The 12,624-nt window shown below is 64.3% G+C and carries 13 protein-coding genes; 10 read left to right on the top strand and 3 right to left on the bottom strand.

The window, feature by feature from the left end; translation table 11 throughout:
* Positions 1 to 81 precede the first annotated feature (81 nt).
* Positions 82 to 1,671 carry an MFS transporter gene (locus CDV44_RS24960; protein ID WP_087691344.1) on the top strand — a complete coding sequence of 530 codons (1,590 nt, stop codon included), beginning with the start codon at positions 82 to 84 and terminating at the stop codon, positions 1,669 to 1,671.
* Between the two features lie 125 nt (positions 1,672 to 1,796).
* On the opposite strand, the gene purM is transcribed toward CDV44_RS24960, so the two are convergent.
* Positions 1,797 to 2,843, bottom strand: coding sequence for a phosphoribosylformylglycinamidine cyclo-ligase (gene purM / locus CDV44_RS24955; RefSeq protein WP_058375851.1), 1,047 nt, complete (start codon positions 2,841 to 2,843; stop codon positions 1,797 to 1,799).
* A gap of 114 nt (positions 2,844 to 2,957) precedes the next feature.
* On the opposite strand from purM, the gene hda reads away from it, so the two are divergent.
* The 7 genes from hda to CDV44_RS24920 all read left to right on the top strand — a co-directional run bounded on the left by hda (position 2,958) and on the right by CDV44_RS24920 (position 8,620).
* Positions 2,958 to 3,701 carry a DnaA regulatory inactivator Hda gene (gene hda, locus CDV44_RS24950; RefSeq protein ID WP_305790820.1) on the top strand — a complete coding sequence of 248 codons (744 nt, stop codon included), beginning with the start codon at positions 2,958 to 2,960 and terminating at the stop codon, positions 3,699 to 3,701.
* 40 nt (positions 3,702 to 3,741) lie between these two features.
* Positions 3,742 to 4,422 (top strand): HAD family phosphatase, encoded by a 681-nt coding sequence (locus CDV44_RS24945; RefSeq protein ID WP_058375853.1) that lies wholly within the window; start codon positions 3,742 to 3,744, stop codon positions 4,420 to 4,422.
* Entirely contained in the window at positions 4,419 to 5,978 is a 1,560-nt protein-coding gene (pcnB, locus tag CDV44_RS24940; protein WP_087691343.1) for a polynucleotide adenylyltransferase PcnB, read from the top strand. The genes CDV44_RS24945 and pcnB overlap by 4 nt, the downstream gene beginning before the upstream one ends.
* A complete protein-coding gene (gene folK, locus CDV44_RS24935) occupies positions 5,975 to 6,487 on the top strand; it encodes a 2-amino-4-hydroxy-6-hydroxymethyldihydropteridine diphosphokinase (protein ID WP_058375855.1) in 513 nt (170 codons plus the stop codon). The genes pcnB and folK overlap by 4 nt, the downstream gene beginning before the upstream one ends.
* A 7-nt stretch (positions 6,488 to 6,494) precedes the next feature.
* Positions 6,495 to 7,151 carry a deoxynucleoside kinase gene (locus tag CDV44_RS24930; protein WP_087691342.1) on the top strand — a complete coding sequence of 219 codons (657 nt, stop codon included), beginning with the start codon at positions 6,495 to 6,497 and terminating at the stop codon, positions 7,149 to 7,151.
* A gap of 117 nt (positions 7,152 to 7,268) precedes the next feature.
* On the top strand, positions 7,269 to 8,087 hold the full coding sequence (panB, locus tag CDV44_RS24925) for a 3-methyl-2-oxobutanoate hydroxymethyltransferase (RefSeq protein WP_087691341.1): 819 nt from the start codon (positions 7,269 to 7,271) through the stop codon (positions 8,085 to 8,087).
* Positions 8,088 to 8,098: 11 nt separating this feature from the next.
* Positions 8,099 to 8,620, top strand: a complete 522-nt coding sequence (locus CDV44_RS24920) for a hypothetical protein (RefSeq protein ID WP_087691340.1) — start codon at positions 8,099 to 8,101, stop codon at positions 8,618 to 8,620.
* 29 nt (positions 8,621 to 8,649) lie between these two features.
* On the opposite strand, the gene CDV44_RS24915 is transcribed toward CDV44_RS24920, so the two are convergent.
* Together CDV44_RS24915 and CDV44_RS24910 are read right to left on the bottom strand one after the other, a co-directional pair.
* A complete protein-coding gene (locus CDV44_RS24915) occupies positions 8,650 to 10,038 on the bottom strand; it encodes a sensor histidine kinase (protein WP_087691339.1) in 1,389 nt (462 codons plus the stop codon).
* Positions 10,035 to 10,697, bottom strand: coding sequence for a response regulator transcription factor (locus CDV44_RS24910; RefSeq protein WP_087691338.1), 663 nt, complete (start codon positions 10,695 to 10,697; stop codon positions 10,035 to 10,037). The genes CDV44_RS24915 and CDV44_RS24910 overlap by 4 nt, the downstream gene beginning before the upstream one ends.
* 144 nt (positions 10,698 to 10,841) lie before the next feature.
* Here CDV44_RS24910 and CDV44_RS24905 point away from each other — a divergent pair, with 144 nt between their 5' ends.
* Together CDV44_RS24905 and CDV44_RS24900 are read left to right on the top strand one after the other, a co-directional pair.
* Entirely contained in the window at positions 10,842 to 11,639 is a 798-nt protein-coding gene (locus tag CDV44_RS24905; protein ID WP_058375861.1) for an ABC transporter ATP-binding protein, read from the top strand.
* Between the two features lie 4 nt (positions 11,640 to 11,643).
* Positions 11,644 to 12,576 (top strand): ABC transporter permease, encoded by a 933-nt coding sequence (locus CDV44_RS24900; protein ID WP_371328819.1) that lies wholly within the window; start codon positions 11,644 to 11,646, stop codon positions 12,574 to 12,576.
* The last annotated feature ends 48 nt before the right edge of the window (positions 12,577 to 12,624 follow it).

Here is a 12,624-nt window from a genome sequence, read left to right as displayed (position 1 = left end):
TTCACGATTTTTTAGCATGTATGGGCTGGTCCCCCTCTGCGTTTCGATGCGCGTCAGCGCGTCATCTTCAGGACTCTCTTCATGTCGCTCACCACTTCCCAGCCTTGGCCGCCCGCTGACGCGTCATTGCGCCGCCGGCTGCTGGGCTTGTTCTCCGCTTGTCTGGCCGCGTTGTTGCTGCCGATGAGCTTCTCCGGTGGTGCCGTCGCCACCCCGGCCATCGGCGCCGCATTGCACGGCAGTGCTTTGGAGATGCGATGGATTACCAGCGCGTTCATGCTGGCCTTCGGCGGGTGCCTGATGGCCGCTGGCGCGTGCGCCGACGCCTTCGGGCGCAAACGCATCTTTCTGCTGGGTGTGGGATGTTTGCTGCTCACTTCGCTGGCCCTCGCGATGTCGCATTCGGCGCTTGCCGTCGACTGGCTGCGGGCATTGCAGGGCGTCGCAGCCGCTGCCACGCTCGCGGGCGGTGGCGCGTCACTGGCGCAAGACTTCGACGGACATGCCCGGGCGCGCGCCTACGGTTTGCTGGGCACGACCTTCGGCGTGGGGCTGGCGTTCGGCCCGCTGCTCGCTGGGGTGCTCATCGCGCGCTTCGGCTGGCGGGGCGTGTTTGCCGCTACCGCGGCAATCGCTGCGTTCGCGCTGTGCATCGGCGCACGCTGCATGCGCGAGTCACGCGATCCGGCCGCCGCCGGGCTCGACTGGCCCGGCACGTTGTCCTTCACCGGCGCGCTCGCGTGCTTCACGTACGGCGTGATTCAAGCACCCGCCATCGGCGCGACGGCACCGGAGGTCATTGGCTCGCTCGTATTCGCGCTGGCGCTGACCATCGCGTTCGTCGTCATCGAGCGGCGTGTCGCGCATCCGATGCTGGACCTGACACTGTTTCGCTACGTGCGTTTTATCGGCGTGCAGATGCTGCCCATCGCCACATGCTGCTGTTACATCGTGCTGCTCGTGTTGTTGCCGTTGCGCTTTATCGGCGTGCATGGCGACAGCGAGATCGTGGCCGGGCTGCGCATGATGGCCATGTCGCTGCCGATGCTCGTCGTGCCATTCATCGCAACGCAACTGGCGCGGCGCATTCCGGCGGGCGTGTTGTGCAGTTCGGGATTGGTACTGGCGGCCGTGGGGTTGGTGTGGCTCGCGCGCACCGCAGGCGCACCGGGCACGTTGCACAGCGGTGTGCTGAATCCGGCGTTGTGGCCGATGCTGCTGATTGGCGCGGGCAGCGCGGTGCCGTGGGGACTGATGGACGGGTTGTCGGTGAGCGTGGTGCCGACCGAGCGCGCAGGCATGGCGATGGGTATCTTCAATACGACGCGCGTCGCAAGCGAAGGCGTCGCGCTGGCGCTCGTCGGGGCGGTGCTGATTGCGCTGATCGGCACGCATTTGCCTGATCTGCACGGCGCGGTGGCGCCCGACGTGGCACGTGAAGCCGTCAACCGGCTAGTAGCAGGCGACATGCGTGGCGCGATGGCCAGCGTTCCGGCATGGGGCGAAGCGGCGTTGCGCGAGGCCTACGAACAGGCTTTCGCGACCCTGCTCGACCGGCTCGCCATCGTCACCCTGCTGTGCGCGGCGGTCGTGTTCGCGTGTCTGGGCGGCAAACGCCGCGCGGGTGCCGCTGATCTGGGCGAACCGTCGACGGACATGAGCCCACGCTGACGCGCACGCCACGGCTACAAAGCTGCAAAAAAAGAAAGCCCGCCGAGGAGATCCCCGGCGGGCTTTTCTTGCATTCCTTGCCGGGAGGGCGGGCCCTCCCCGGTGTCTTGCGAGACGATCGAAACTTACGAAACGATCGTCTGCGCTTCACCTTCGCGGCGCTCGCGGACCGTGCCCAGACGGTAGACCGTCTCGCCCGAGGCTTCGAGGTGCTTGACCGCAGCGTCGGCATCCGCCGCCGAGACGATCACGGCCATGCCGATACCGCAGTTGAACACGCGGTGCATTTCAGCGTCGGCGACCTTGCCGTGTTCTTGCAGCCACTGGAACAGCGGCGGCAGCGTCCACGCGTCCTTCGACAGGTCGGCGGTCAGGTTGTCGGCCAGCACGCGCGGAATGTTCTCCACGATGCCGCCACCCGTGATGTGGGCCATGCCCTTGACCGGCAGCGTTTCCATCAGCGCCAGCAGCGGCTTGACGTAAATGCGCGTCGGAGCCATCAGCACGTCGCGCAGCGGTTGGCCGTGGAAGTCGGCGTCCAGATCCGGCTTGGCCACTTCGATGATCTTGCGCACCAGCGAATAACCGTTCGAATGTGCGCCCGACGAGGCCAGACCCAGCACCACGTCGCCCGGGGCGATGGTCGTGCCGTTGATGATCTTGCTCTTTTCCACCGCACCGACCGCAAAACCGGCCAGATCGTACTCGCCGTCCGGGTACATGCTCGGCATTTCCGCCGTTTCGCCGCCGATCAGGGCGCATCCGGCCAGCTCGCAGCCTTGGGCAATGCCCTTGACCACGGTTGCGGCCGTGGCCACGTCCAGCTTGCCGCAGGCGAAGTAGTCGAGGAAGAACAGCGGCTCGGCGCCTTGCACCAGAATGTCGTTCACGCTCATCGCGACCAGATCCTGGCCCACGGTGTCGTGCTTGTTCAGGGTGAAGGCAAGCTTGAGCTTGGTGCCGACCCCGTCGGTGCCCGAAACGAGTACCGGCTCCTTATAGCGCTTGGGCACTTCGAAGAGCGCGCCGAAGCCGCCAATGCCACCCAGCACGCCGTCGCGCAGGGTTTTCTTCGCAAACGGCTTGATCGCTTCGACCAGTGCGTCGCCTGCTTCGATATCGACGCCGGCGTCGCGATAGGAAAGTCCGGAAGTTTCGTTAGGGTGTGACATGACGGGAATGCATCAAGGTTCGGTAAAATGCGATTTTACCCGATGCGCGGCCCCTGCTGGCACGCAAACGGGATATCGGACGCCGGCCCAGTGCCGGCGTGCCCTGCAAACCGTATGGCGCCGGCCTTCCGCCGGCTTTCTTCGTTCGTGATCCAGCAACTGTTTCTCGACCTCGGCACACCGCCGCCCGCCACGTTCGACAATTTCATTGTCGGGCCCAATCGCGAGGTGGCGCAGACGCTCGCCGGTTTGCCTGCCGATTTGTCGGCCGGCACCGCACGCGACCGCGGCATCTACCTTTGGGGGAGCGCGGGGTCCGGGCGCACCCATCTGATGGAAGCGCTGGTTCATGCCGTGGGCCCGGGCGCGCGCTATCTGCGCCCCAACAGCCCGCTGGCCGCCTTCATGTTCGATGAATCGAGCACCGTCTACTGTGTGGACGACTGCGACAACCTCTCGCCGAACCAGCAGATCGCCGCCTTCAACCTGTTCAACGAAACCCGCGCCCGGCCGCACTGCGCCTTTGTCGCCGCCGGGTCACAGCCCCCGGTTGACATGCCGCTGCGCGAAGATTTGCGTACGCGACTGGGCTGGGGTCTGGTTTTTCATATTGTGGGTCTCGACGACGACGGCAAGAAACAGGCGCTGCAAAACGCCGCACGCGAGCGCGGCCTGCAACTGGCGGCCGACGTGCCGGCCTATCTGCTGACCCACTTCCAGCGCGATATGTCGAGCCTGATGGCCCTGCTCGACCGGCTGGACCGTTTTTCCATGGAGCAGAAGCGGGCCGTGACCCTGCCGCTGCTGCGCCAGATGTTGACTCACGCCGATCCCGCTGCCCCCGACAGCAAACACTGACTGGCACTGAGTGCTGTCCGCTTCAGGTAAAATTCGCGCAATGACCAATTTAGCTCTCTTCGATCTCGACCACACCCTGCTGCCTACGGACAGCGACAAGGAGTGGGGCCGCTTCCTCGTGCGCCAGGGCGCCGTCGACCGCGACACGTACGCGCAGGCCAATGAGGCCTTCTACCAGGACTACCGTGCAGGCCGGCTCGATATGCCGGCCTATCTGCGTTTCTGCCTCGCGCCGCTCGCCCGCTACCCGCGCGATCAGCTTGACGCCTGGCACGCGCAGTACATGGAAGAGTCGATCCTGCCGCACGTGCGCCCCGAAGCGCTCGAATTGCTCGACATTCACCGCAAGGCCGGCGATCTGTGCGCCATCGTGACCGCGACCAACACGTTCGTCACGCGCCCGATCGCCAAGGCCTTCGGCATCGATCACCTGATCGGCACTGAACCGCAAACCGTCGGCGACGACCCGCAGGCCCGTTACACCGGTGCCTACGTCGGTACGCCGAGCTTCCGCGAGGGCAAGATCACCCGCACCGAAGCCTGGCTCGCGAGCCTGGGCAAGACGTGGAGTGACTTCGACCACGCATTCTTCTATAGCGATTCTGCCAACGACGTCCCCCTGATGGAGAAAGTGAACCATCCGGTGGCGACCAATCCCGATGAAGCTCTGCGCGAAATCGCGCTGGCGCGTCGCTGGCCCATTCTCGAGTTGTTCCAGTGATACGCAAACTCATCAAGAAGCTGCTCGGCAAAGAAAGCGGCACCCCCGACGCCGCCTACAGTGCCACCCCTGCCGGCACGCCGGTCGTCATTCCGGTGTCGGTGCACGGCATCGACCCGACGCTGCTCTCGAAGAACGCCGTGCGCGTGACCGACACGCTGCAACAAGCCGGCTTCAAGGCGTTCATCGTCGGCGGCGCGGTCCGTGACCTGCTGCTGGGCATCGCACCGAAAGACTTCGACGTCGCCACGAGCGCCACGCCCGAGCAAGTGCAGCGCCTGTTCCGGCGCGCGCGCATCATCGGCCGCCGCTTCCAGATCGTGCACGTGCAGTTCGGGCAGGAGATCATCGAGACCTCCACGTTCCGGGCATTGGTCGACGCGATCGACAGCGAGCAGATCGGCGCACGCCGTCCCAAGAAAGGCGAACTCGATCGCAAGACCCACGTGACCGACGAGTCGGGCCGTGTGCTGCGCGACAACGTCTGGGGCGAGCAGGATGAAGACGCCGCCCGCCGCGACTTCACCGTCAACGCGATGTATTACGACCCGGCCGCGCAAACGGTGCATGACTATCACCACGGCTGGGAAGATATTCAGAAGCGCGTGCTGCGCATGATCGGCGACCCGGCCACGCGCTATCGCGAAGACCCGGTGCGCATGCTGCGCGTGGTGCGTTTCGCCGCCAAGCTCGGCTTCAAGATCGACGACGCCACGGCCGCGCCGATTCCGGAACTCGCACCGCTCATCGACAATGTGCCTGCCGCGCGTTTGTTCGACGAAATGCTCAAGCTGCTGCTCTCTGGCCACGCCTGGGGTTGCGTGCAGCAACTGCGCGAACAGGGCCTGCATCACGGCCTGTTGCCGCTGCTCGACGTGGTGCTGGAACAGCCGCTGGGCGAGAAGTTCGTGACGCTGGCGCTGGCCAACACCGATGCCCGCATTCGTGCGGGCAAACCGGTTTCGCCGGGCTTCCTGTTCGCCGCCCTGCTCTGGCACCTCGTGCTCGAGAAATGGCAAGCGTATCAACGCGCCGGGGAATATCCGATTCCTGCGCTGCACCTCGCGATGGACGACGTGCTCGACGCACAGACCGGCAAGCTGGCCATCCAGCGCCGCTTTGTCGCCGACATGAAGGAAATCTGGGGCTTGCAGGTGCGTCTGGACAAGCGCGTCGGCCGCACGCCGCTGCGCCTGCTCGAACACCCGCGTCTGCGCGCCGGTTACGACTTCCTGTTGCTGCGTTGCGAATCGGGCGAAGTGCCTGCCGATGTGGGGCAATGGTGGACCGACTTCCTCGAAGGCGACTCCGTCACCCGCGACGCACTGCTCTCGCAGGGCGCCACCTCTGGCAGCACGCCGGCCGCCAAGCGCCGTCGTCGCCGTCGCAAGCCGGGCTCGCGTGGCGATGGTGGTAATGTGGGTGGCGATGGCGGTGAAGGCGGCGGCCATTCGGGCGGTGAAAATTCGGGCGGCGATAGTGGTGAGAACGCTACCAGCGAGAAAAATGGCAAGCGGGTATCATCGCGACAGCATGGTTCCGAAGGTGCTTCATGACTGTTGCCTACATCGGGCTGGGTGCCAATCTTGGCGACGCCCGTCAATCGATGAAGGACGCCATCGTCTGCCTCGCGCAGCAAATTGGCGTCACGATCATCGGTAAATCCGATTTCTATCGCACCGCTCCCATCGAGTCGAGCGGCGACGACTATCTCAATTGCGTCGTTGCCGTCGAGACATCGCTGACTGCGCGTCAATTGCTCACGCTGTGCCTGAAGATCGAGCTGCACTTCGGGCGTGAGCGGCCGTACAAGAACGCGCCGCGCACGCTCGATCTCGACGTGCTGCTCTACGGCGAAGACCGCATTGCCGAACCGGATCTGATCGTGCCGCATCCGCGCATGGCAGAACGCGCCTTCGTGTTGCGCCCGCTCGCCGACCTCGCTCCCGAACTCGACATCCCCGGCGTCGGCCGTGTCAGCGCGCTGCTGCCGGCGGTGGCCGATCAGCGCATCGAACGTGTCGCGCAGTGCTGCTGCCCGACCAAGCGCGCCTACGCATCATGATCGCCCGATGAGATCGCCCGTCCTCGGGCGTTTTCGCTATCTGGCCGTCGAGGGTCCCATCGGTGTGGGCAAGACATCGCTCGCCCGGCGTCTCGCCGACGCGGCCGGTGCCGATCTGATGCTCGAACAGCCCGCGAACAACCCCTTCCTCGAACGTTTCTATCGCGATAGCGCGCGCTATGCGCTGCCCGCGCAATTGACGTTTTGTCTGCAACGCGTGGACGAAGCGATGGAAATTGCGCGACGCGATATCGACGGCAAGCCGATCTTCACCGATTTCCTGCCGGAGAAAGATGGCCTGTTCGCGCGGCTCACGCTGGCCGATGACGAGCTTGCGCTGTACCACCGGCTGGTCGCTCACATCGAACGGGCGCACCGCGCACCGGATCTCGTGATTCATTTGCAGGCGAGCCCCGAGACGCTGTTCTCGCGCATTCAGAAGCGCGCGATTCCGATGGAGCAGCAGATCCCCGACACGTATCTGCGCGCGCTATGCGACATCTACGGCGAATTCTTCTATCATTACGCCGCAGCGCCGGTATTGACCGTCGATACGGAACAATTCGACCCGGCGCACAATGACAGCGATTTCGCGCTGCTGATCGAACGCATCGATCAGATGCGCGGGCGCAAAGAAGTCTTCGTCAAGGGCGCGCGCCCCTGAGCCCACGAGGCTCGGCGGCGCCTCTGCCTATCCCTCCGATCCATGCGTCGTCGCGGGCGTACGACATCACCCGTCCCCGCCCGGCGCGCCAGTGACTCCTCCTGAACCGAGGCCGACATGAGTTATCTCCAGGAATCCAATCGCAAGGCCGTGACTGTCCCCGGGCTTGCCGACATGCGTGCGCGCGGCGAAAAGATCGCGATGCTGACCTGCTACGACGCCAGCTTTGCCGCCCTGCTCGATCGCGTGGGCGTCGACGTGATGCTGATCGGCGATTCGCTCGGCAACGTGATTCAAGGCCAGCGCACCACGCTGCCGGTGACGCTGCGCGACATCTGCTATCACACCGAAACCGTGGCGCGTAACGCCAGCAAAGCGCTGGTGGTGGCCGACCTGCCGTTCGGCACCTACGGCACGAAGGAACAGGCGTATCAGAGCGCCGTGGCCGTCATGCAGGCCGGTGCGCAGATGGTGAAGATCGAAGGCGGCGCGTGGCTGGTCGATACGGTGCGCTTCTTGGTCGAGCGCAGCATTCCGGTGTGCGCACACTTGGGTCTCACGCCGCAGTCGGTGCACGCGTTCGGTGGTTTCAAGGTGCAGGCTCGCGATGAAGCCGCCGGGCAACAACTGATTGCCGACACGCGTGCCTTGCAGGCAGCGGGCGCGCAGTTGGTGGTGCTCGAAGCCATTCCCGCAGCGCTGGCCACGAAGGTCACGCCCGAGTTGCCGACGATGCCGACCATCGGCATTGGCGCAGGCCCCGACTGCGACGGTCAGGTGCTGGTGCTGCACGACATGCTGGGCGTGTTCCCCGGCAAGTCGCCGAAGTTCTCGATGAACTTCATGGAAGGTCAGCCGAGCATCGCCGCTGCGGTGGAAGCGTATGTGCAGGCGGTCAAGCACGGTACGTTCCCGGCACCGGAGCACTGCTTCTAAGGGGAATCGCCATGCGCACGAGCATTTTCAAGCGACGACTGATGACGCTCGTGCTGCCGGCATGCCTGCTCGCAGGCGCCGGAAGCGTCGCGGCACAAGGGTCCCAGAGTACCTTCGTGCCCGACGCCAACATCGAGGCGGCCGCGCAGCACTATGCAGCGGACGCCGTGCGCTACGCGTTGATTCAGTACTCGGTGACCCTCGACGGGTCGGAGAAAAGCATCGCCGACGTCGAGACGGTACTGGGCAAGTTGCACGATGCGTACGCGTCACAAGACCCCAAACCCGCCGACACCAAAGTCCTGCAATATGCGCAGGTCTTCGGCAGCTACATCGGCGAAGTCTATCGTCGCAATCACGGTGGACAGTGGGGTCTGGTCACCCTTGGCGATCAACGTTTTCCCGGCATGCAGAGTGAAGGCGGCACCCGCTTTTCCCCATGGGCGAAAACGTACAACCGAATCACGCAGGGCAGCGAAGACAACATCGTCAGCTATTACGACGTTCTGCTAACGATGCCGGGCAATAAGTAAAAACGTCTTCGACGCTATCTCAAGCGCTGTCACGCGCTCGCCTTCGGCAGCATCAACACCACCGCAAACCCCTCGCCATCGATGCGCTCGAAGGCCATTTGGCCGCCATGCGCGCGCATCACTTCGGCCACCATCGCCAGCCCCAGACTCGCGCCTTCGCGGCCATCGGCACGTGACGAAAACGGCGTGCGTACGCGCTGCCACTCCGTCTCGGGAATGCCCGGACCATCGTCGAAGAAACGCAGGCGCCATTGATCGCCATCGTCAGTCACGTCCACGTACAGCCGATGCGGCGCGCCGTACGCGAGCGCGTTGACCAGCACGTTCTTGATCGCCTCGCGCAAGCTCAGCGCATCGCCCACGATCATCGCCGGTACGCTCGCCCCCGCCGACGTTTCAGGCATTTGCAGCGAGAAATCGATATCGCGATCGGCATACGACAGCGTCTCGCGCATCGCATCCTGCAACAGCTCGCCCAGATCGACAGGCACCGGCGCCACGCTATCGGCGCGGTGCTGCACCATCGCATGATTGATCAACTGATGAATGAGCCCGCCCAAGCCGCGCGCCTGTTTCTGAATGCGGGCAATGTGCGACTGCCGAGCGGTTTCGTCGTCGGTTTGTGTGAGCATTTCCGCTTGTGCGGTGAGCGCCGTCACAGGCGTTCGCAACTGATGCGCCGCGTCGCCGATCACACGCCGCATCAGCGCACGCGAGGTCGCCAGCCGCTGCATGAAGTCGTTGATCGCGCCGACTAATGCGAGCGTTTCTGCGGGTGCCGTGACCGCCAACGGCACGAGATCGTTCGAGTCCCGCTCGCGAATCGCCGCCTCGATCTGCTTGAGCGGTGCGAGCGCCTGACGCAGCGTCCATAGCGCCGCGAGCAACGTCAACACCCCGGTGGCAATCGTGATCAGCAGTGTGTTGTCCGCGAGATTTCGCGTGAATCTCACACGCGCGTTCTGCGTGTGCGCCATCGCCACGACCGCCCACGGATGCGCTGCCGGCACCGGCATGCGCCGCCCCACGATGGCGATGCGAATCGGCATCTCCTGATACGTGCCATCGACCACGATGGGGCCCTCGGCGAGCTTGTCCCACGGAATCGGCGGACGGAATTCCGAATCGCCCGCGACCGAGCGCCCGTTGGGATCGAGCACGGTATAGAAAATCTGATCACCGGGGGCAAGCGCAGAGAACGCCGCGAGTGGCACATCGACGTTCACTTCGCCGTTCTGATACCACGTGTTTTCCGCGACCTGAAGCGCACTGCCGAGCAACCACCGGTCATACGCGCGGTCGACGGCCGCGCGCGTGGAGAACCAGATACCGAGCAGCACCGCCGCCACCGCGAGCGCCAGCACCACGCCCATCCGGACGACGAGCCGGAGATACAGTGACCGGCCGGGAACGATCATGACAGCACGAGTTGGTAGCCCAGCCCGCGCAACGTGCGAATCTGGAATTGCGCAGCAGCGAGCTTCTTGCGCAGGCGCGCGACGTACTGTTCGAGCGCGTTGGCATTCGGCGGCGATTCGTCACCGTAAAGACGATCCATCAGCTCGTCTTTGCCGAAGATGCGCCCCGGACGCGCGGCGAGAATTTCGAGCAACGTCACTTCGCGACGCGTGAGTTCAACTGGCAGTCCGTCGATTTCCACACCGCGACTCTTGCGATCGAGCGTCAGATTCGCGCAGGCGAGTTGATTGGTCGCGTCCTGCCCGGTGCGACGCATGAGCGCACGCACGCGCGCTTCCAGTTCGCGGAAATCGAAGGGTTTGGTCAGATAGTCGTCCGCACCGAGATCGAGTGCGCGCACGCGTTCTTCGATTTCGGCGCACGCAGTGAGCATCAGCACACGCGTGGACAGCCCGCGCTCACGCACGCGTCGAAGCAGCTCCAATCCGTCGACGTGCGGCAGCATCACGTCGAGAATCAGCAGATCGTAATCGTCACCGATGCGCGCCGCCGCCGAGGCGCCGTCCGTCTCGCAGTCGAGCGCGTGTCCGAGCCGCCGCAACTGCGTGGCAATCGCTTCCGCCACATCGACGGTGTCTTCCACCAGCATGATGCGCATGGTTACAAAGTCTCCTTTTCTGACTTGGAGCGCGATCAACACAGGGTTTGTCCTAGCCCGGCTTATCCCGCTATGTCAGCTTCGTTACAGCTTCGCTGCTTAGTATCGGAGCCGATTATAAGAGCATCAATCAGGAGACAGGCAATGCCCAACAACCCCCATCCGGCCGCCGGGCCGGTGCCGGCTGGCGCACAGCCGTTGCTGGAAATCGATCAGGTCACGCTTCAGTACAAGACCGACGACTACCTCGTGACCGCCGCCCAGCAAGTCAGCTTCAACGTGTACCCCGGCGACCGGTTCGTGTTGCTCGGGCCGTCCGGTTGCGGCAAATCGACCCTGCTCAAGGCCATCGGCGGCTATCTGCCCCCCGTGAATGGCGAAATTCGCCTGAAGGGCCGCACGGTCACCGAGCCGGGCCCGGACCGCATGATGGTGTTTCAGGAGTTCGATCAATTGCTGCCGTGGAAGACGGTGCGCCAGAACGTCGAATTCGCCCTCACCGCCAGCGGCCGTCTGAAAGGCCGCGAAGCCGCCGATCGCGCCGCGCATTACATCGAGAAAGTCGGGCTGGCCAAGTTCATCGACAGCTATCCGCACACGCTCTCGGGCGGCATGAAGCAGCGCGTCTCGATTGCACGCGGCATGGCCATGGAGCCGGACGTGCTGCTCATGGACGAGCCGTTCGCCGCACTCGACGCGCTCACCCGCCGCAAGATGCAGGACGAGCTGCTGCGCCTGTGGGACGACACGCGCTTCACCGTGCTGTTCGTCACACACGGCATCGACGAAGCCATTCGCATCGGCACGCGCATTCTGCTGCTCTCGCCGCACCCGGGACAGGTCAAGGCCGAACTCAACAGCATCGCCCCCGAGCAACTGGGCACCGCCCATCAGAGCGCGCTCGAAACGCGTATCGACCAACTGCTGTTCGCGGCGCACTGAGGAGATTTCCATGACAACGTTGCAACCCGTGCAAGCTGCGCCGACGGCGTCCTCTGCTGAAGCCATCAAATCCGGCATCCAGCCCGTGTTCCGCCCGGAATTCGTACTGGAGCCGGTACCTGCCGAACTCTCGTCGATCCAGCGCCCGCTCTCCACGTTCGAGACGCTGTACCGCCTGAGCTGGCTGCGCAAGACCGTCATCCTGCTGGTGCTGGCGCTGATCTGGGAAATCTACGGCCGCTGGCTCGATAACGCGCTGCTGTTCCCGAGCTTCACCGATACGCTGGAAGCCTTCGTCGGCGGCATCACGAGCGGCGTGCTGCTGTTGCGCGCGGTGGTCTCGCTCAAGACCCTGCTGATCGGCTACGGCATCGGTATCGCGCTGGCCGCGATACTCACTACGGTGGCCATCAGTTCGAAGATCGGTAACGACCTGCTCGAAACCCTCACGGCCATGTTCAACCCGCTGCCCGCGATTGCGCTGCTGCCGCTCGCGCTCATCTGGTTCGGTCTGGGTAACGGCAGCGTGATTTTCGTGCTGGTGCACTCGGTGCTGTGGGCGGTGGCGCTCAACACGCACAGCGGCTTTCGCGGCGTGTCGAAGACGCTGCGCATGGTCGGCCAGAACTACGGGCTCAAACGCTTTGCGCTGGTGCAGCACGTGCTGATTCCGGCTGCGTTCCCGAGCATTCTCACCGGCTTGAAAGTGGGCTGGGCGTTTGCGTGGCGCACGCTGATCGCCGCCGAACTCGTGTTCGGTGTGTCGTCGGGGTCGGGCGGCCTCGGCTGGTACATCTTCGAGAACCGCAATTCGCTGGAGACGGCCAACGTGTTCGCCGGCCTGTTCTTCGTGATTCTGATTGGTCTGGCGGTAGAGAACCTGCTGTTTGCGCGCATCGAGAAGCGCACGCTGCACCGCTGGGGCATGCAGCACTGACTGATTGATAAGTACCGCGCCTGCGCTTGATTTACTGGCGGAGGCGTG

The organism is Pandoraea sp. PE-S2R-1 (assembly GCF_002179865.1).
Lineage (GTDB): Bacteria > Pseudomonadota > Gammaproteobacteria > Burkholderiales > Burkholderiaceae > Pandoraea.
The sequence above is the reverse complement of the archived record's forward strand: the minus strand, read 5'-3'. Positions and strand labels throughout refer to the sequence as shown.